21 protein-coding genes are annotated in these 19,617 nt (G+C 48.7%); 4 read left to right on the forward strand and 17 right to left on the reverse strand.

Translation table 11 applies throughout. The features are described 5' to 3' along the window. Positions 1-29: 29 nt before the first annotated feature. On the forward strand, positions 30-1,148 hold the full coding sequence (locus SPIRS_RS16020; RefSeq protein WP_013255734.1) for a hypothetical protein: 1,119 nt from the start codon (positions 30-32) through the stop codon (positions 1,146-1,148). 93 nt (positions 1,149-1,241) lie between these two features. Here SPIRS_RS16020 and rpmE read toward each other — a convergent pair whose 3' ends face one another. The 12 genes from rpmE to SPIRS_RS16085 all read right to left on the reverse strand — a co-directional run bounded on the left by rpmE (position 1,242) and on the right by SPIRS_RS16085 (position 11,289). Then, on the reverse strand, positions 1,242-1,445 hold the full coding sequence (gene rpmE / locus SPIRS_RS16025; RefSeq protein WP_013255735.1) for a 50S ribosomal protein L31: 204 nt from the start codon (positions 1,443-1,445) through the stop codon (positions 1,242-1,244). Between the two features lie 77 nt (positions 1,446-1,522). Beyond that, a complete protein-coding gene (gene rho, locus SPIRS_RS16030) occupies positions 1,523-3,103 on the reverse strand; it encodes a transcription termination factor Rho (RefSeq protein ID WP_013255736.1) in 1,581 nt (526 codons plus the stop codon). Positions 3,104-3,230: 127 nt separating this feature from the next. Further along, the gene (locus SPIRS_RS16035) at positions 3,231-4,496 is read right to left on the reverse strand and encodes a nicotinamide-nucleotide amidohydrolase family protein (protein WP_013255737.1); all 1,266 of its coding nucleotides are present in this window, start codon (positions 4,494-4,496) and stop codon (positions 3,231-3,233) included. Then, entirely contained in the window at positions 4,489-4,902 is a 414-nt protein-coding gene (locus SPIRS_RS16040; protein ID WP_013255738.1) for a bactofilin family protein, read from the reverse strand. Before SPIRS_RS16040 ends, SPIRS_RS16035 begins: the two co-directional genes overlap by 8 nt. A gap of 259 nt (positions 4,903-5,161) precedes the next feature. Then, a complete protein-coding gene (locus SPIRS_RS16050) occupies positions 5,162-5,899 on the reverse strand; it encodes a response regulator transcription factor (protein ID WP_013255740.1) in 738 nt (245 codons plus the stop codon). Between the two features lie 71 nt (positions 5,900-5,970). After that, a complete protein-coding gene (lnt, locus tag SPIRS_RS16055) occupies positions 5,971-7,614 on the reverse strand; it encodes an apolipoprotein N-acyltransferase (protein ID WP_013255741.1) in 1,644 nt (547 codons plus the stop codon). An 8-nt stretch (positions 7,615-7,622) separates the two neighbouring features. After that, positions 7,623-7,976 carry an HU family DNA-binding protein gene (locus SPIRS_RS16060; protein ID WP_013255742.1) on the reverse strand — a complete coding sequence of 118 codons (354 nt, stop codon included), beginning with the start codon at positions 7,974-7,976 and terminating at the stop codon, positions 7,623-7,625. Position 7,977: 1 nt separating this feature from the next. After that, complete coding sequence (rpsT, locus tag SPIRS_RS16065) at positions 7,978-8,247, reverse strand: 30S ribosomal protein S20 (protein ID WP_013255743.1); 270 nt, start codon at positions 8,245-8,247, stop codon at positions 7,978-7,980. An 88-nt stretch (positions 8,248-8,335) separates the two neighbouring features. After that, a complete protein-coding gene (locus SPIRS_RS16070; protein ID WP_013255744.1) occupies positions 8,336-9,250 on the reverse strand; it encodes a PSP1 domain-containing protein in 915 nt (304 codons plus the stop codon). Between the two features lie 15 nt (positions 9,251-9,265). Beyond that, entirely contained in the window at positions 9,266-9,772 is a 507-nt protein-coding gene (locus SPIRS_RS16075) for a YaaR family protein (RefSeq protein ID WP_013255745.1), read from the reverse strand. Next, entirely contained in the window at positions 9,760-10,233 is a 474-nt protein-coding gene (locus tag SPIRS_RS16080) for a bactofilin family protein (RefSeq protein ID WP_013255746.1), read from the reverse strand. The genes SPIRS_RS16075 and SPIRS_RS16080 overlap by 13 nt, the downstream gene beginning before the upstream one ends. 33 nt (positions 10,234-10,266) lie before the next feature. Next, complete coding sequence (locus SPIRS_RS16085; protein WP_013255747.1) at positions 10,267-11,289, reverse strand: M23 family metallopeptidase; 1,023 nt, start codon at positions 11,287-11,289, stop codon at positions 10,267-10,269. 160 nt (positions 11,290-11,449) lie between these two features. Here SPIRS_RS16085 and SPIRS_RS16090 point away from each other — a divergent pair, with 160 nt between their 5' ends. The 3 genes from SPIRS_RS16090 to purD all read left to right on the forward strand — a co-directional run bounded on the left by SPIRS_RS16090 (position 11,450) and on the right by purD (position 14,671). Then, positions 11,450-12,223 carry a TatD family hydrolase gene (locus SPIRS_RS16090; protein WP_013255748.1) on the forward strand — a complete coding sequence of 258 codons (774 nt, stop codon included), beginning with the start codon at positions 11,450-11,452 and terminating at the stop codon, positions 12,221-12,223. Between the two features lie 29 nt (positions 12,224-12,252). After that, positions 12,253-13,278, forward strand: a complete 1,026-nt coding sequence (gene dusB, locus SPIRS_RS16095; RefSeq protein ID WP_049784674.1) for a tRNA dihydrouridine synthase DusB — start codon at positions 12,253-12,255, stop codon at positions 13,276-13,278. Between the two features lie 130 nt (positions 13,279-13,408). Then, on the forward strand, positions 13,409-14,671 hold the full coding sequence (gene purD / locus SPIRS_RS16100) for a phosphoribosylamine--glycine ligase (protein WP_148224091.1): 1,263 nt from the start codon (positions 13,409-13,411) through the stop codon (positions 14,669-14,671). Here the strand turns inward: purD and rlmB are convergent. Genes rlmB through dnaK form a run of 5 tightly spaced genes read right to left on the reverse strand, consistent with a single transcriptional unit; the run spans position 14,668 to position 19,606 of the window. Further along, the gene (gene rlmB, locus SPIRS_RS16105; RefSeq protein WP_013255751.1) at positions 14,668-15,426 is read right to left on the reverse strand and encodes a 23S rRNA (guanosine(2251)-2'-O)-methyltransferase RlmB; all 759 of its coding nucleotides are present in this window, start codon (positions 15,424-15,426) and stop codon (positions 14,668-14,670) included. The genes purD and rlmB overlap by 4 nt on opposite strands. A gap of 8 nt (positions 15,427-15,434) precedes the next feature. After that, positions 15,435-15,884, reverse strand: coding sequence for a hypothetical protein (locus tag SPIRS_RS16110; protein ID WP_013255752.1), 450 nt, complete (start codon positions 15,882-15,884; stop codon positions 15,435-15,437). A gap of 54 nt (positions 15,885-15,938) precedes the next feature. Continuing rightward, entirely contained in the window at positions 15,939-16,499 is a 561-nt protein-coding gene (locus SPIRS_RS16115) for an amidophosphoribosyltransferase (RefSeq protein WP_148224200.1), read from the reverse strand. 7 nt (positions 16,500-16,506) lie between these two features. Further along, entirely contained in the window at positions 16,507-17,640 is a 1,134-nt protein-coding gene (dnaJ, locus tag SPIRS_RS16120) for a molecular chaperone DnaJ (RefSeq protein WP_013255754.1), read from the reverse strand. A gap of 16 nt (positions 17,641-17,656) precedes the next feature. Next, positions 17,657-19,606 (reverse strand): molecular chaperone DnaK, encoded by a 1,950-nt coding sequence (dnaK, locus tag SPIRS_RS16125; protein WP_013255755.1) that lies wholly within the window; start codon positions 19,604-19,606, stop codon positions 17,657-17,659. Positions 19,607-19,617: the final 11 nt, after the last annotated feature.

The raw sequence follows: 19,617 nt of genomic DNA on the forward strand, positions 1-19,617 counted from the left end.
GTAAGAACAATACGAAAAAGGAGTTTCCCATGTTCCATCCCCCCTTCTGCCCTAACCCCCATTGCCTCAATCACTTCTCTCCAAAAGGCCACTGGTTCTTTAGAACAGGTTCCTACTCTACCCAAACCTCTCCCCGCATCCAAAAGTTCAAATGCAAAACCTGCCACCTCTCCTTCTCCACTCGCACCTTCAGCATCGACTACTGGACCCATTTCCACCTCCCCTACACAACCATCCTCTCTCACCTCGTCACCAGCTCCGGTATCAGAGACCTCTCCCGTATCCTTAAGGTCTCATGCTCCACCGTCTCAGACCGTATCCGTCGTCTTTCCCACCAGTGCATTGCCTCTTCTGCCTCCCTCACCTCAGACATGAACCTCCACGAAGACCTGGTCGCAGACGGCTTTGAAAGCTTCGTCTGTTCCCAGTACCTCCCCAACAACATCCACATCCTGGCAGGAAAAGACTCCCAGTTCTGGTTCCTCTCCGACTATGCACAGCTGACCAGAAAGGGACGTATGACCTGCTATCAGAAGAAGAAAAACAGGGTAATCAAGGAGAAGCTAAAGGTCTATAGAGGAAGTGTTTATCAGTCCTTTCAGAATGTCGTGGCAAAGGTGCTTGCCCTGACAGAGCAATCGGGGCGGAGTACAGTGAAACTCTATACCGATGAGCATATGCAATACAAAAGGGTGATGAAGGGACTACCGGAAGAGGTGGCTGGAATGATAGAGCACCACAGGATCAGCTCGAAGAGGGTTCGGGATCTGTGTAATCCCCTCTTTAGTGTGAATTACCTTGACAGGGAGATACGGAAGGATGACTCGGATCATGTGAGGCAGACGGTCCAGTTTGCAAGGAGCACGGTGAACATGCTGGAGCGGCTTGAGATCTACCGGTATTATCACAACTTTATGAAGCCCTATCGGGTTGGGGGAAAGGATGAGAAGCGGGGGCAGACACATGGGGTGGTGGCTGGGATAGAGGGGAAGAGGATAGCGTCCGAGCTGAGGACTCTTTACAGTAGGCGGAGGTTTTTCTTACGGAATCAGCCCATGAATCGGAGTGGGAGGGAGCTGTGGGTCAGGTGTATTCCCACGGCCTTACGGTGGATGATTGACTATCTGCCCTCTTATGCATGGGCTTAAAGGTAAAGGAATCACCACGATTCCGGACAGTAGATAAAAAAAGCGTTCCACCCATATCGGTAGAACGCCTTTAAGCGATGACCACTAACACAATCAGTCTTTGATTCCGTATTTCTTCTTAAACCGTTCGACACGACCTGCTGTATCAACCAGCTTCTGCTTACCGGTAAAGAAAGGGTGACAGGCCGAACAAATTTCAACCTCCATGTCCTTCACCGTTGAACGGGTTTCAATCACATTGCCACAGGCGCATGTGATCTTGGTCATCTCGTATTTGGGATGAATTCCCTCTTTCATGGTTTTGCCTCCAGTAATATATCGATATTTCCTGCTGAAAGAAGCTCTTCCCGGCAGGAAACCGCATATCAAATCTTCTACATCTCTCCTGAAGTGGTATTCATAGACTTCAGGAAGGCCTCATTATTCTTCGTTTTCCGCATTCTGTCAATCATCAACTCGGTAGTCTCTATATCATCCATGGGGTTGATAACCTTGCGCAGAACCCACATTTTGTTGAGTTCCTCATCGGTTAAGAGCAGCTCCTCTTTCCTTGTTCCCGATTTCTTGATGTTGATGGCAGGAAAAAGTCGACGATCGGACATTCGTCGGTCAAGGTTGATTTCCATGTTGCCGGTGCCCTTAAACTCTTCAAAGATAACCTCATCCATTCTTGAGCCGGTTTCGATCAATGCAGTCGCAACGATGGTAAGACTTCCACCATGTTCGATATTGCGCGCCGCACCGAAGAACCGCTTCGGTTTGTGAAGTGCGTTGGAATCCACTCCACCGGAGAGAATTTTTCCGCTCGTCGGAACCGTCTGGTTATAGGCACGGGCCAGACGGGTAATGGAATCAAGAAGAATAACAACATCTCTCTTATGCTCAACAAGTCGTTTTGCCTTTTCAATAACCATCTCGGCAACCTGAACATGGCGTGTTGCCTGTTCATCGAAGGTGGAAGCAATGACCTCTCCCTTGACGTTACGCCGCATATCGGTCACTTCTTCGGGACGTTCATCAATTAAAAGAACAATAACCGATATTTCGGGATGATTCTCCGTAATGGCATTGGCAATCTTTTGAAGCAAAATAGTCTTTCCCGTTCGGGGAGGAGATACGATCAAGCCTCTCTGCCCTTTTCCAATAGGACAGAAAAGATTAATCATCCTGGTGGAAAAATCCCCCGAAACAGTCTCCATGTTGATCCTTGTATCCGGATAGAGGGGGGTCAGGCTATCGAAGGAAACCCTTGTCTGGGCGACACTTGGATCATCATAGTTGACTTCCTCTACCCGTAGCATGGCAAAAAAACGCTCACCCTCTTTCGGAGGACGGATCTGCCCGGATACGGTGTCCCCTGTTTTCAAATTAAAAAGCCTGATTTGGCTTGGAGAAATATAAATGTCATCAGGACCGGGCAGATAACTATTTTGGGGGGAACGCAGAAAGCCATAACCGTCGGGAAGAATCTCAAGAGAACCATAAGCAGAAATGGCACCGCCACTTTGGGTATGATTTTTCAAAACAGCAAAAATGATCTCCTGTTTTTTCATGGTGATCAGGTTGTCTCTACTGATACCAAGATTTGCGGCAAAATCACGAAGGTCGGGAACGGTCATCTGCGAAAGATCATTAATAGAAAGACGGGGTTTCTCTTCCCTCTCTCCATTATCGCCAGGCTTTCTCCCCCTACCTCTTCGACCGGAGGGACGAGCTGCTATAACAGGATCATCATCTTCTCCATTTTTGCTGACACCGACTTTATCAGGAGGGATCAAACTTTCATCGCCTGTGTTTTGTTGGTTATCATCTTTATCGACATCTGTCGATTCTTTGATCAATTCCACCCGTACTTTTTTTCTTCTCGGCTTTCTCTTTGCAACGACTGTCGTCATTTGATTTTTTTCTTCCGGCTTTTTTTCTTCGTTTGGTTCATTCACATTCATTTCGTCCATAGTTCTCCGCTTCTCTCGTCAATGAGGATAAAGAATGTATATAAGATTCGCATAAAGAGCTCCGTTTTCGACGGAAAATCTTGTTCTTTGATTGTAATGGTGATGCGGGATGATGTTATCCGATACGTTAACTATATTGCCAGAAGCCACACATGTCAAGAGCGTCATCACCATCAAGATAGATTTCAGTCAGAAGCATGGCGGTTACCGTTGCACGTCGCCTGACTGAATCACGGCTAAAACCAAAACGGAACTGTCTGGCGGAAACCGCTCCGTCTTTACCAGCCAAACCGAACCAAACGGTGCCTACCGGCTTCTCGACACTTCCCCCAGAAGGACCGGCTATGCCGGTGATGGAGCAAGCCACATCGGCCCCGCTTGCATCCAGAACACCAAGAGCCATCTCCATTGCACATTCGCGAGAGACAGCCCCATATTGAGATAAGGTTGCCTCACCAACGCCGAGAAAACGACGCTTAAAAGAATCGGCATAACTGACACAGCTGCCTAAAAAATAAGCACTGCTTCCCGGCAGAGAGGTAAGAACGGAACCTAACATTCCACCAGTACAAGATTCTGCGGCAGCAAAGGTCAGCCCCCGTTCTTTTAGAGTGGAAAAAAGAATCTGTTCGGCATTTAGATCACCTAATCTTACGAGTTCTTTCCCCATTTTCTTGGCCAAAAGATCAAGAAAACGGAGTCGATCCTCTTCACGCCCACCTCGCAAATAGAGGCTTATCCTCCGCTCCTGAACTCTGGTTCCCCACAACACGGACTCAAGGTCCGCATTATCCGCAGCAATTTCCCGGCATGCTTCTTCAAGTCGTGATTCACCAATCAGAAATATCGAAGCCTCGCTCAGCTCACGAACAGGAAGCGCAAAGTGATGTTCAACAAAGGGAAAAAGGTGTAACTCCGCCATTCCCCGAAGCTCTTTCGGAGGCCCCGGAAGAACAAAGAGCAGGGTTCCGTCTACTTCGCCGCGAAAGCCGGGAGCCGTTCCAAAAGGGTTATCCAGAACATCACAGCCTTCGGGGATCATCGCCTGACGCTGGTTTGCATTTCCACAGAGTCTGGGAAAACGATCTTTTATCATCTCCCAAACATCTTCACGGAACTCCAATCCCTTTCCGCACAGATTGGCAACTGCATCACGGGTGATATCATCGGCAGTTGGCCCCAAGCCCCCTGTGATAATCACTACATCGGCATCGTTTACGCCATCTTGGAATCGGGCAAGCAGTCCGTCATTATCAGGAAGCTGCTCGATTCGCCTGACAGAAAAACCTCGAGCGGTTAACTCAGAGGAAAGGAACTGGCCATGAGAATCCCTGATGATCCCTTCGGTGAGTTCTGTACCGATTGAAAGAATAACAACTGATATTTCAGACACTGGTGACGGTCTTCTTCAATTTTTCGCCGCGAGTGGAAAATACATCGACACCCGACGGGTCTTTGATCATCTCGCAGGTCCCTTCAAAGAGAACACCGTCGGCAATTCTGAGTCGTCGGGTTCTTACATTACCAAACACCTGCCCGTTGCTATCCATTTCCAGCTTCTCTTCCGCCAGGATATTACCGGTTACTGATCCCGATACCACCGCCGAAGAGACCTTAATATCGGCCTTGACTCTCGATCCCTTTTCTACCACAAGGTGACCGGAAGCTTCGATTTCGCCGTCGAAGACCCCCTTGATTGTCAGAGAATCTGAAAATCTTAAAATCCCCTTTAGAACCGTCTGAGGCCCCAACGTTGTTGCCGTTGCAGAAGCTTTTCGCTTATTTTGTTGTCTTGCCATAGTGATTATTCCGTGTATGCTTCCTGTGAGTACTTCCTATTTAGTTTGCATGACAAACACACCGTCCCAATCATCAGGGGGTGGATTCTCAATGTAATGCTTACAACGAGCATAATAAACCCTCGAAGGGCCATCTTCCGCGTCCAGACGGAGAGCCTGGGCAAACAAATCCTTGGCCGAAGCAAAGTCCATGAGCTTGTACTGTTTACGGCCTTCGGCAAAAAGTTCAAGAACCTTTAACTTCTCTTGACTAACCAACCTATTCCCTCACTTCCCCCATAGTGTCGGCATTTTCCTTAAGCCGACGAAAGTGACTGTCAAAACGTTTATCAAGATCGTCAAGCGCCGAACTACCGATCAAAGGCTCAGACCTTCGTTCATGTATCTCCTTCTCAAGAAGATCAAGGGAACGGAGAACAGCACCGACCTCATCATGAACCTTGCCAAGATAGCCCGTAATAGCATTCTCATCATTCGCTTTCACATGCTCACAATCGGAAAGTAATGTGCCGAGAGATTCTTTCGCCTGATCGGCAAAGGAATCAAATCGACTCCGTAAATCGATTGAAACGGCGAGCTCTTTCTCACGATGCAGGATCTGCTGATAGAGCTCCTTTCCTCGCAGGACCGCCCGAATCCGAGCAAGAACCTCGGAAAAATTAAAGGGCTTCGTGATGTAATCTTCCACCCCCAGCTCAAACCCCTCTATCTTATCCTTCACATCATCCATGGCCGAAAACATGATAATAGGGATATCATGATACTTTTCAAACAAAGGATCCTGTTTAACGATGCGAGTTACCTGCCACCCAGACATCTTCGGCATCACATTATCCAAGATAATAAGATCGGGATTGAAAGACTTAATCTGCTCAAGGGCTTCTTCACCGTCCTCAGCCCTACCAATCTCAAAACCGAGCTTACTAAGCATCACATCGAAAAAATCGAGATTTATTGGTTCGTCGTCAACAATAAGAATTTTGGTTCTTTCTTCCATCGGAACGTCCTTCGTTATTATATCTTCCTATATGAACTGCGTCTTGTCAATGATAGCCCCAAAATGAAAGATCAGCTTTTTCGAAGCACAATTTTTCTCACCCCGCCTACAAGAAGTAGAACAAGGCCAAGAGACAACATGACGAGAGGGAACCAATCCCCCCAATGATAATACAAGGTATTACGCTCTGCATAGATCGGTACGGAACCTATGTAATAATCCTCAGCAAAGGGCTCAAGCATACCGGTAAGTCTTCCGTCCGGATTAATAGTACAGGTCATGCCACTGTTGCTGCTGCGGATAACGCTACGCCTAAGCTCAACGGCCCGAAACACCGCCATGCCCATATGTTGCATCTGGGCCGCAACCGAACCTGACCAGGAATCATTTGTTAAATTTACAATAACATCTGCCCCGTTTCGGACAAAACGCCGGGAAAGATAACCGAAGACATCCTCAAAACAGATGGGGGTGGAGAAATGAACCCCATTATCGGTCTCAAAAACCGTATATTCGGTACCCTTTTCCCAAAAATGGTAATTATGATCAACCAGAAGCTGGTAAAACCCGGGAAAGAGCTTTTTATAGGGAAAATGCTCGGTAAAGGGCACCAAATGTGTTTTCCGATAGGTCTGCCGCAGTTTCCCATTTTCATACAACAACACGGCATTATAATCGACACGGTTCAGCCTTCCGTCAGACAGAACCGGAGGCAACCCGGGATCGGCCTTTTGCCCGTCATCGTTCCCCAGAATAAAGGGAACAGATTTATCGGCAAGGTAATTCCGCAACTCCTCAACCAAAGCATAACGCTCAGAATCGGTTCGATAACGGCTGTGCCAATCGACACCAGGAACAAAGGCGGTTTCCGACCAAATAACCGCTTCAGGTTCATCTGCCGCCAACGCACGATCACTCAAGGCAATCATGGTTCTCAGGTTGCGCCTATAGGTAGGTAGTCCTCCCTTCCAGGTATCCGCATTATGTTGTATAAGAGCCACCTTCCAGGGACGTTGATCATCGTAACTGCCTCGCATGACGACAAAACCGAAGATCAAAGTACCAACAAGCAATACGGAACAAACGGCAAGAGCCGCTTTTCGGCGAGAAAACCAAACCTTAAGAGAGACAAAGAAAGAGGCATCATACTCAAAGGTAAACAAAAGAGCATGGCCAAGGAAAAAGCCGATTAGAGCGATGAGAAAGCTCACGCCCCAAACCCCAGTCAGCTCGGAAATCTGAATCAAAGGAAGTACCTTGTAGAGTGCATAGCCGAGATTGCCATAGGGATATCCAAGAAAACCCTGAGTTCTTAAATACTCGTAGCCAACCCAGACGACGGCCTGAATCCAATACGCATATCGGGGAAAGAATAGATCAACGGCCTTCAAAGCGGGAAAGAGAATAAGAAAATAGACAGCATAAATCACAGGAACGATAAAAATCGCCAGAGGATGAAATGTGGTCAGCCAGTAATTAAAAACAGCATATGAAAGAAAACCGTAAAAAGCGCCGTAGAAGGGGGCCGCAGCCCAAGAACAACGATGAATAACAGGGACAATCGGGATAAGTGCAATAAAAACCAAGGGCCATAGGCCATCAACCGAAATAAAACTCGGAAATGAGAAAGCAAACAGAAAGGCGGACAGCGAAAGCAGCCCCAGCTCCCCAAAGGTTTTCCGCAAGAGCCCACGGCTGCCTCCGTCGGCAAGCATCCTCGACACTACTCGTCCCCGGAGCCGCCGTTTTCTCCCCGTAAGGGCCAGGCGATTTGCTTCAGTTCCTTTCCTGGTCGAAATACAGCAACACCATGGGTATTGACCGGCACAATCTCGCCAGTCTTTGGATTACGGGCACGATCCCGTCCCTTTCTGGTTCTGATCTCGAAGGTACCAAAGCCTCTCAGCTCAACGACGCGATCCTGCTGAAGTGCATCTTTCAACTCTTCAAAAAGCGCATCGATCACATCGTGAATATCAGACCGATTAACCTCATGTTTTTCGTAAATGCGTTCAATAATTTCTGCTTTTGTCAGTTTGTTACCGGTTTCTTCCATAACAATCTGGACAATCGCCACCCTACTGAACCTGAAGAGCGTTCAGGGCTTTGCTAAGTCGGGATTTTTTCCTTGCTGCATTGTTTTTGTGAAGAACACTCTTTCTTGCAGCCTTGTCAATAAGCTGAACATAGGCTTTATAAGCCTGTTCTGCAGCTTCTTTATCCCCACTCTTCAATGCCGCATCAACCTTACGCCGTGCGGTATGCACACCACTCTTCATGATGCGGTTCCGTAATCTCCGCTTCTGATTCTGTCTATGCCGTTTCTCGGCGGACTTATTTGATGGCAATCTATCTCCTCCGTATTATAATGTCACGGTGTTGCACCGTATCAAAAAACAGCCCTGCTGTCAACATAAGAAGCACACTATTCATATTTCAATCTTCCGCATCCGGATCGTAGTCGATATGCCATTCCTTATTCTCTCCCCGGCTGATACGGGAAAAAGGAACCTCCACACTACGCCCCTCCGGCCCTGCAAAACGTATTTTTTTCGTGAGAATATTCACCTCAATGGCTTTAAATGTCTCCCCGCCGATTCTGACCCTTGTTCCCTCTGAGGGAACAAGGGCCTTTTCCTCGCGATAAAAGTCATATTCATAAGAAAGGCAGCAAAGAAGACGACCACAGGGACCGGAAATTTTCATAGAATTAAGAGAAAGATTTTGCTCTTTCGCCATCTTAATCGAAACAGGCTTGAGTTTATCGGTAATTCCATGGCAGCAAAACTGACGTCCGCAAACGGCCACACCACCAAGAACCCGTGATTCATCACGGACCCCTATTTGCCTGAGCTCTATGCGCATTTTAAAGACTGAGACAAGATCCTTTACCAGGGACCGAAAATCGACCCTCGACTCGGCAGTAAAAAAGAAGAGGACCTTTGGTTCATCCAGAAGGTAGTGCGCCGCAACCAGCTTCATCTCAAGCCCATGTGCATGGATTTTTTCCCTGCAGATATTGAATGCTTCCCGCTCCCGTTCAAGATTATGCTCATAGGTGGCAAGATCCTGATCGTTCGCCTTACGAAGCACCTTGGGAGGAGGATCTTCGCTGCAACCAGGGCAATGGACAGGGCCAAGAACCTTTGCAAGATCCTTTCCGTATCGGCTCGGCACAAGTACCATATCACCTATCGACAGTACCTCGGCATTATCAGCAAGACAGACAACCGTTTCGCTGGAATATGGGAATTTTACCATAACAGGAGAAACATTATCCTCCGCAATAGAGGATGCGGAGGCGTCCACCTCCGGCGCCCCTAGGGGCTCTTCAATATAATTATCGCTCATAGCGAAGCCTCCTAATCATTGCAGCAGATCAACGAGCAGACCGTTGATTTCTTCAACCCGTCGAAGGAGTTCAAGCTGGGGAAGTTGATTGGCCAAAACCCCTGAAACCAATCGTTCCAACTTCTCATTGACGACTCGGATCAGTGTATACCGCTTTTGTTTTTTCATGGGGTTGATAAAACGGGCTCCCTCTATGGTTTCTGCTTCAAAGGTGTAATGAACAATATATTGCAAAAAACAGGAAACAGCTCTTCGATACTCCTTAATCCGATCCATTGTCGGACGCTCCTTCAACCGTTCACCCAAGGTGTGGACGTCATCCAACAATTCTTCAAGAGAAGTATTTTCAGCAGCGACAGCATAGGGGGCAAGAGAATCGACAGACACCTCATTCTCCGCTGTAACAACTTCAAAAAACGAAGGAGAAGAAACCCGAGCATCCTTCGAAGAAGAACGGGTTTTTCGACGATTTCGCCCATTTCGCAGAGGAAATCCGCCGTTAAGAGAATCTATCTTTGCCATGATCCGGCATTCTCACCAACAGCCTCGCGTTTGGCATTTCGGATCGGATTATAGCGATCGATATCACGAGGCTTCTGATCGGATATCGGTATATCAGCTTCCGTCCGGCACCCTTCTTTTCCAAGAACGGTACAGGCTCCGTTTAGAATAACCCCCTCCTCTACGACCAATCGAGGAGTAGTAATATTGCCGATCACCATTCCGGAAGAGAGGACCACTACCTTTTCGGAAGAAACGATATCCCCCTTAAGGATACCACCGACAACAACGGTACCTGCAGTAATAGAGCACTCAGCCCTACCGTTCTTACCGATAAGAACTTTATCCGCAGCGTTGACAGCCCCCCGAAAATCTCCATCAATACGAAGAAGCCCATGTAAAGAAATATCTCCGTCGAATCTGGTCCCTTCACCGACAAGAGAATTGATAAACACACCATCAAGATCTAAATAATCGCTCATGAAATAAATTACCGCTTATTCGAAATAACTATTTTATCGTAGATCGGATTTTACGTTTAAAAACCGTTCGGGGTCAACAACCTGACTTCCGATTCGCACTTCGAAATGGACATGAGGTCCAGTCGACAATCCCGTATTTCCCATTGTCCCGATTTTCTGTCCCTGGGTAACTACATCACCCTCTTCAACATATACCGTATCCATGTGGGCATACTTCGTGGCAAAACCATAAGGATGCCGAATCACCACATAATTTCCAAAACCCATCGCATCATACTTGCGCTCAACAACCTTTCCATTGGCAGCGGCCACGATAGGCTTACCCCGCCGAAAGGCGATATCGATTCCTTTATGGAGATACCATTGTCCGGTAAAAGGATGAATCTCGGGCCCAAAATAGTTGGTAATCCTTCCGACCCCTCCCTCGACAGGCCAAAGGGTTGGAAGCTCCACAAGGAGATCCCCCTGACTCGACATAATATCGCTGACCCTCAGCAAATCATCACTTGACTGTTCGAGGAACTCACGCAGAGAACGGAGCTCGGAAAGCTCACGACCGATGCCCTCGCTCTGTTCCTGGACGTCGAAAAAAGAACTTAAATCCCCTCCGTCCAGAACCGAAGCGGCCTTCACATCCCCCTTCACACCAAAGGTATTCATTGTCGTCTTAAGGGAAGCCTCGAAGGTCTTCGAAACCTTCTTCAATTCGGTGATCTCTTCACGTATCGCTTCAATATTCGACCTGGAGTCTTCAAGTGCCGTCTCTTTTTGATCTACAAGCCGGCTAAGTCCTGAAAAACGGGTACTAAACAGGAGGAAGGAAACGACAACTCCGCCGAGAAGAAAGCCTGAAAAAATCAAAGAAAAAACCGAAACACGAAAATTGAAAATACTTTTTTCCGAATGGGGAATCAGCATGATGGTAAAACGCTGCTTTCCGGTCTGATAGGCCTTTGCAAAGAAGCGACCGACCGCCTTAAAAATCATTCCAAAAAAAGCGAGAATGCGCCTTATAATTGTTTTCTCTGTCTTTTTATAATGATTTGCCGGTGACATCTATGCTCCTTCCCCGCTGTCTGCAATACAATTAGTCAATTCAGACTACCATGGGCAAAAATAATTGTCAAATATAATTGACGGCACCTACTCTTCATGCTACAGTTATAACAGTATATGTAAAATATACACAAACCACAATACTAACTGGAATCATTGTATGCAGCTATTTGATACTCACGCTCACATCGGGCTGATAAATGAAGACCCGATCGAACAACTCATTATCGTACAGGAAGCGAAACAGTCAGGTGTTAAGCACATTGTGAGCATCTGTAATAACCTTCATGACTTCTTCCAGGTATACCAAAACCTCTCCTCTGCGCCCCATGTCCTTCATAGTATCGGCGTATCTCCCTCGGAAGTTCAGAATCCGGGGAAAGATTGGGAGCTAAAAATCGAAGAAGGGACAAAACTTGACCGTGTGGTTGCTATCGGAGAGATTGGTCTTGATTATTACCGCAAATTTGGTGATAGAGATTCTCAAATCGAACTCTTTGTGCGACAACTGGAACTTGCGGCCCGTCTGGATTTTCCTGTTATCATTCACAACAGGGAGGCTGGAGCCGATGTTTTCGACATATTATCAGAAAAGCTTCCCCCCAAGGGCGGAATTCTGCACTGTTACTCCGAGAATTGGGAATATGCGAAAAAGGCGCTGGATCTGAACCTCTTCATCTCCTTTGCCGGAAATGTTACCTACAGAAACGCCAGGAATTTACAGGAAACGGCAAAACACATGCCCATCGATCGCATGTTGATCGAGTCGGAAAGTCCCTTTATGATTCCGGCGTTTTATCGTGGTAAGCGTAATAAACCCTCGTATCTCCATGCCACCGCGGAATTTCTTGCCGAGCTGCGCGGGCTCTCCCTTGAGGAGCTGAACGAGCAGCTGTACCGTAACAGTCTTACGGTCTTCGGTCTCTCGGAATAGGCACACAGCGGTGCCGTGACAATGGGATTGTGAAAACCGATTGCTTATATCATCCGATCATCCTGCCCGGAGTGACAATTCCGGGCAATCTTTTTCTTGCACCCCTTGCAGGTATTACCGACAGGGGGTTTCGGCGTATCTGCATCGAACACGGAGCCCCCTTCACCTATACGGAAATGGTAAGTGGGGAGGCGCTCGCCAGAGGGAACGCAAAAACCATAGCCCTGTTGAGGCGGGCGAAGGGTGAGAAGCTCCTTGGTGTCCAAATCTTCCTCTCAAGCCCGGAACAGGCAGAAAGGGCCCTCCCGGTCATTGAAAAGGCGGACCCGACGCTTATCGATCTTAACTGTGGCTGCCCTGTCCCCAAGGTGGTAAAAACCGGAGCAGGAGCCGCTCTGATGCGTAGCCCGGAGACAATCTATCGGATTGTCTCATTGCTCTCCAAAAGCAGTTCCCGTCCCATAACCGTCAAGATTCGCACAGGTTGGGACAGCAAGACGATAAACTATCTTGAGGCTGCCCAGGCCTCGGAATCGGCAGGGGCCTCCATGATAACCCTCCACGGGAGGAGCCGCAGCCAGGGCTACTCAGGTAGTGCCGATTGGGACACCATTGCCGAACTGGTCCAAACAGTCAGGGTCCCGGTTATCGGCAATGGCGACGCCTTTTCCCCGGAAGCCGCAAAACGACTCCTTATGGAAACGGGATGTTCCGGGGTCATGTTTGCTCGAGGTGCCATGGGGAACCCTTTCATTTTTGAACAAACAAGAAGGCTTCTGGAACACGATTCCACAGGCAAAATTCCTTCCGTCGCGGAGATCATGAAGGCAGCCTTAACTCAGTTGCATTACACCATAGAGGAGAAGGGAGAACGGGTCGCCTGCAGAGAAATGCGAAAACAAATGACCGGCTATACCAAGGGGCTCGACGGCTCCGCGGCGCTTCGCCAAAGTATCGTGACCTGTGAAACCGAAGAAGATTATCGCAGGACGGTAGAGGACTATCTATCGCTAAGAGGAGAGTCCTCCTCCTCCACACTTGACCTTGCCCCCTGAAGAGTGTTAGCGTTTCATCAATAGGTATTGTTTCAGAATAGATCATGCTACATAAGCACATGCCATTTCAGACAATCTCAGATGAACGGCCTCAGGCCGTTTTCTGTTGTCTGACAGCAATATGGGGAGGATGAGATTGCGCGTACTAGTGTTGGGATCAGGTGCGAAGGAACATGCCGTTACCTGGATGTTTTCAAAAAGTCACAGGATCTGTGGTTTGTATATTGCGCCTGGAAATGCGGGGACGAATGAACTGGGGGAGAACCTAAAGGGGATCAACCCGGCTGATCCCGAACAGGTAGCCGAGGCGTGCAGCCAGTGGAATATCGATTATGTCTTTTGCGGCATCGAGGATGCGCTTGAAAACGGGATGGTGGACCTCCTACAGAAAAGAGGAATTCCAACCTTCGGCGCGCCAAAGGCAACAACGAGATTAGAGGCGGATAAGGCCCACGGAAAAGCCTTCATGAAACGCTATGGAATTCCTTCAACGGCAGGAACCCTTGTTACAAACGCTTCTGAACTGGAAAGGGCGATACAGGAAAACAGCGGTAGGCGGCTGATCATCAAAAAAAACGGTCTTTCGCGCTGGAAGGCAATGTTCGACTCCGATCAGCCGGAGAAGCTCCTTGAATATGGTTCGCAGCTTCTGGAAAAGGATTCAATCCTTCTTGAACAGTATCATGTCGGTATAAGTCTTTCGATATTTGCCCTGACCGACGGAAACGGTTTTCTGGTTCTCCCTCCCTGTGCCGATTACAAGAGGGCAAAAGAAAACGATCAAGGCCCTGCAACCAACGGGATGGGTGCTATCTGCCCCGTTCCACCGGTAAGTAAGCAAACCATGGATCTTATACGGGATACCATCATCGGCCCCAGCTTCGAAGGATTAAAACAAGAGGGGCTTATGTACAAGGGAGTGCTCTTCTTTTCCGTCGTCCTCACTGCAGAAGGGCCCAAACTGATTGAATATCATGTCAGATTCGGGGATCCGGAAGCTCAGGTGCTCTTTTCGTTGATCAAATCGGATTTCGGCAATGTGGTTGAGGCAATTGAAAACGAAACGATCGACAGCTTCCCTATGCAATACAATGACAACTCTGCGGTAGGCGTAGTCATTGCCAGCGAAGGATATCCGGGAGAAACCGAAAAAGAGATTCCGCTTAAGCGGATTCCGGCCTTCCCGGAAAAAGAGACCCTCGTTTTTCATGGATCCACCCGGGTTGGAGAGAAAGGCGAAACACTTTCAACCAGCGGCCGCTGCTTTACCGTTGTGGGGCTTGGGAATAATATTGTCAATGCAAATACCCGTGCATACGAGGCGGTAAAACGTATTAGGTTCGACGGAGCCTGGTACAGAAACGATATCGGCAACGCTTTTTTTGAGGATTAATCACTCCACTGTTGGCGGCGGCATTCATACAGAAGGATGCCGCCGGCAACCGAAACATTAAACGAATCGATATGGCCTCGTGACGGGATGGAGATAATTTCGTCGCATCGTTCTCGTACCAGCCTGCCGATTCCTCTTCCTTCCGCGCCAAGAACCATGGCGACCTTTCCCTTCAATGAAAAATTCCATGCACTGCCTCCCCCCATATCGGCCCCATAGACCCAGAAACCCGCCTTCTTGAGGCCTTCGACGGCCCTCGGAATGTTGGGAACCACACTCCTTGGAACATGAAGGCTGGCTCCAGCAGAGACCTTATCGACGACGGCCCCATCCCCGGCGCTTCGACGTTCTGGGAGCACCACAAGATCGACGGCAAATTGATCGGCACTCCGCAAAATAGCTCCGAGGTTCTGGGGATCGGTGATTCCGTCAAGCAGCAAAATCAGGGCCTGCTCCTCTCTTGTTGCCAGCTGCTGTAAAACTGTATCGAAATCACGATTTGTAGGTGGCTTCCTTCCTGAGGAAACAGCATCGGAAAGGAACAGCAGAACTCCGCGATGATCGACCCCTCCCGAGAGATCATCAAGCTCTTCCCGGCTTACATTACGAACCTTACATCCCTTTTGTTCCGCCAGCGCAATAAGGGCGGATATCCGCTTGGACTTGCCGGAAACCATGAGTTCGGCGCCCCGATGCCGCTTTTTCAACGCTTCTTCAATTGCATGAAAACCATAGATATGCTGCCGATCCATCATCTCCTTCCTCACTGATCTTCCTCGCCGTACTTCGTTACCTTATCGACAACTCCATCGAAATCGGTATCTTGTCGCAGCTCTTCGACGTAGGCCCCATCTTTGATGAAGACCCAAATATCAAGCATACCATCACTGTTCGAATCAATCTCCCTCCGAAGCAGCTTCCCTTCCCCTCCATAGACGCAAAAATCGTCCATCTCTCCGTCACGATCGTAATCAAGCATCTCATAGCGCTTATTTCCGTCATGGTCGGAGATAACTATATAATCGATATTTCCGTCCCCGCTGGTATCAAACTGATCGGGAGGCACGCCGACCGGATCAGAAAGGGCATGGTCACGGAATTCACGGACAGAGAGAAAAACATTATTTCCATCTTCTTGCCCTCTCTCTTCCGCATAGAGCGAGGGGGCATAGCATATCAACAGAAGAAAAAATAGAGTAACGAGGCTTTTCATTGCATACGGCTCCTGCAGAGAGAAATCCTTTTAAGTATCGGAAGGAGATAAAAGCTAGTTAACAGATTCGTTTCCCCCGAGAAGAAATCGTAGTTCCTTGGTACGGTTCTTTCCCGAAAAACGAAACACATATTCCCCATCCTCCTGCTTTCCCTCAAGGAAAAGATGACGGTCGGCAGCAACGGGAAAAAAAGGAGTGGATGTTTTCAGTGAAGACAAACTCCCATCGAAAATTTCAAGAAAATTCTGCGAGGCAGACGCCATGGCAAACAGGAAATGGCTGAGATCCATGACGACGAGGGCCGATTCAAGAGAAAAACGGAATTCGCCCCGGCTGGCACGTATGGAACAACGCAGAACGGCAAGAGCCGATAGAATATCATCGGGCACATGGTACCCCTTAGCACGAGAGCGCTGCGGATCATAAAGAGTCGCAACGAGAGCATTATAGGTATCAAAAAGAGAAAAAAGTTCCGAGAGTTCATGGTCGACAATCCTCATCTGGTCATTCTTACAGCCTCCGTTTACGGTCAGATACGACCGTTGTACAGAGGCTGAAAGAATGTGTCCAAATCCAAGAGAAAGGAAACCAAAATTATCAAGCGTTCCAAACACCAAAAACCTACCGTAAAGATGAAAGAGATACCGGTTGCGGTGTCCCATTTTCCCCCTCTATGTCGGCAAGCTCTTTAAGCAGCTGTTTGCTGCGCAGTGATAACTTTTTGGGAACTTCAATCATAATCTTAATGTACAGATCACCTTTTTTTGCATTGTTATGAAGATAGGGAACACCTTCGTTTTTTATACGTAAAATTTTTCCATTTTGGGTCCCGGCCGGAATTTTAAGCTTCAGTTTTTTATCTTCAAGGGTCGAAACCTGAATTTCGGAGCCGAGTGCAGCCTGCGTAAAGGAAATCGGAATTGCACAGTAGAGATCATTCCCATCCCGCTCAAAATAGTCATGGGGCTTAACGGTAATAAATACGTAAAGATCTCCGGCAGGGCCGCCGCCGGCTGCATTATCTCCCTGTCCCGGTATATTGATCCGCTTTCCACTTTCGATCCCGGGAGGAATTGTCACCTTGATTTTCTGCTGTTTTCGCAGCAATCCACTTCCGTGGCAGGCAGTACAAGGATTTTCAATGATGTACCCCTCACCGCCACAGGTAGGACATGGGGAAGCAATGGAAAAGAATCCGGAGCTCCGTCGAACCTGGCCGCTACCGCCGCAGGTTGGGCACACCTTTTTGCCGCTTCCCGAAGCTGTGCCAGATCCGCCACAGGTGGAGCAGGAGACGTTTCTGGTATAAGCGATCTCCACCTTTGTTCCGTAGACAGCATCTTTGAACGAAACCTCAAGGTTATAGCGAAGATCAGGACCACGGTTGGATCGCCGTTTTCGTCCGCCCTGAGACCGGCTCCCGCCACCTCCGAAAAAACTTGAAAAGATATCGCCGAAATCTCCAAATATATCTTCAAAATCGTGAAAAACAGTCGAATAGTCGTGGCCTCCACCACCTCCGTTCATGCCTTCCACACCGGCAAAGCCGAACTGATCGTAGGCCTGCCGTTTCTTTTCGTCTCCGAGAACCTCATAGGCTTCGGTAGCCTCTTTGAAAGAATCTTCGGCGTTTTTGTCTCCCGGATTCTTGTCGGGATGGTATTTTATCGCAAGTTTACGATAGGCTTTCTTTATCTCATCCTTGGAGGCCCCTTTCGGGACCCCAAGGACTTCGTAGTAATCACGCTTGGCCACTGTCTAGGACTCCACTCTATTTGTCGTTCTCGTCGTCGACAACCTCGTAATCAACATCTTCGACATTGCCATTGCCGGAAGCCTCGGAAGAGGAACCGGAGCCAGCTTCGTTACCTGTGCCCTGCCCGGACTCCTGGCTGGCGGCACCGGAAGCCTGGCCGGCCCCTGCCTGCTTATACACTTCCTCGGCAAGCTTGTAGGAGGCCTGTTTCAGCTCTTCAATCTTGCTCTTAATATCCGCTATATCTCCCGATTCCACGCTCTTTTTCAAGGCCTCGACGGAAGCATTGATTTTCTCTTTCTCGGACGTATCGACCTTATCACCAAAATCCTTCAGACTTTTTTCGGTCGAATAAATCAGGGAATCGGCCTCATTGCGGACTTCAATCTTTTCCCGCTCTTTTTTATCCTCTTCGGCATGGGACTCGGCATCCCGAACCATCTTGTTGATTTCATCTTCGGTGAGGCCGGAAGAGGACTCGATCCTGATTTTCTGTTCCTTGCCGGTGCCCAAATCCTTTGCAGAGACATGGACAATACCATTGGCATCGATATCGAAGGTTACCTCGATCTGAGGCACCCCTCGAGGGGCCGGAGGGATTCCGACAAGATCAAAACGACCGAGGGTACGGTTTTGGCTTGCCATTTCCCGCTCACCCTGGAGCACATGCACGGAAACGGCAGTCTGATTGTCGGCGGCAGTCGAGAATATCTGGCTCTTGCGGGTCGGTATCGTCGTATTCCGCTCGATCAGTTTGGTAAAGACACCGCCAAGGGTTTCGATGCCGAGGGACAAGGGGGTAACATCGAGAAGCAGAACATCCTTCACATCACCGCCAAGAATCCCCCCCTGGATGGCAGCACCGATGGCTACTACCTCATCGGGGTTAACACCCTTATGGGGTTCACGCTGAAAGATCTCCTTTACAATCCGCTGTACGGCGGGGATACGTGTTGAGCCACCGACAAGAATAACCTCATCAATATCCGAGGGCGAAAGGCCTGCATCCCGTAAGGCATCTGTACAGGGTTTACGAGTCCCCTCGATAAGCTCCCCAACCATCTGCTCAAACTTGGCTCGGCTCAGATTGTACTGCAGATGCTTCGGCCCCGACGCATCGGCGGTAATAAAGGGCAAGTTAATATCCGAAGACTGGGTGCCGGAGAGTTCGATCTTCGCCTTTTCCGCAGCCTCTTTCAGACGCTGAAGGGCCATCCGGTCCTGGGAAAGATCGATTCCGCTGTCCTGCTTAAAGCTCTCAATAAGCCACTCAATAATTCGCTGATCGATATTATCACCACCAAGGTGGGTATCACCATTGGTCGACTTAACCTCAAAAACACCATCTCCCAACTCCAGGATCGAGATATCAAAGGTACCTCCGCCGAAGTCATAGACGGCGATCTTTTCATCCTTCCCGTCCTTTCCGAAACCATAGGAAAGGGCGGCTGCCGTCGGCTCATTGACGATCCGTTTTACTTCAAGACCGGCAATACGCCCAGCATCCTTGGTCGCTTGCCTCTGAGCATCGTTAAAATAGGCAGGAACGGTGATAACGGCTTCGGTAACAGACTCGCCCAGATAGTCTTCGGCCGTCTTCTTCATCTTTTGAAGAACAGCCGCCGAAATCTCCTGGGGAGAATATTCCTTGTCGTGAGCCATAACACGAACATCGCCATTGGAAGCCTCTTTCAGCTGATAGGGAACCATCTGGATTTCCCTCGGCACTTCGGAAAAACGACGTCCGATAAAACGCTTGATCGAATAGATGGTGTTTTCAGGATTGGTAACAATCTGGTTCTTTGCAGGCTGACCAACCAACCGCTCACCTTTTGCCGTAAAACCTACAATAGAAGGGGTGGTCCGCTGCCCTTCGGCATTTTGAATGACGATCGGCTCTCCGCCTTCCATTACCGCGACACAAGAGTTTGTCGTTCCAAGGTCAATTCCGATGATCCGTCCCATAGTGCATATCT

The sequence above is a fragment of the Sediminispirochaeta smaragdinae DSM 11293 genome, assembly GCF_000143985.1.
GTDB classification, from domain to species: domain Bacteria; phylum Spirochaetota; class Spirochaetia; order DSM-16054; family Sediminispirochaetaceae; genus Sediminispirochaeta; species Sediminispirochaeta smaragdinae.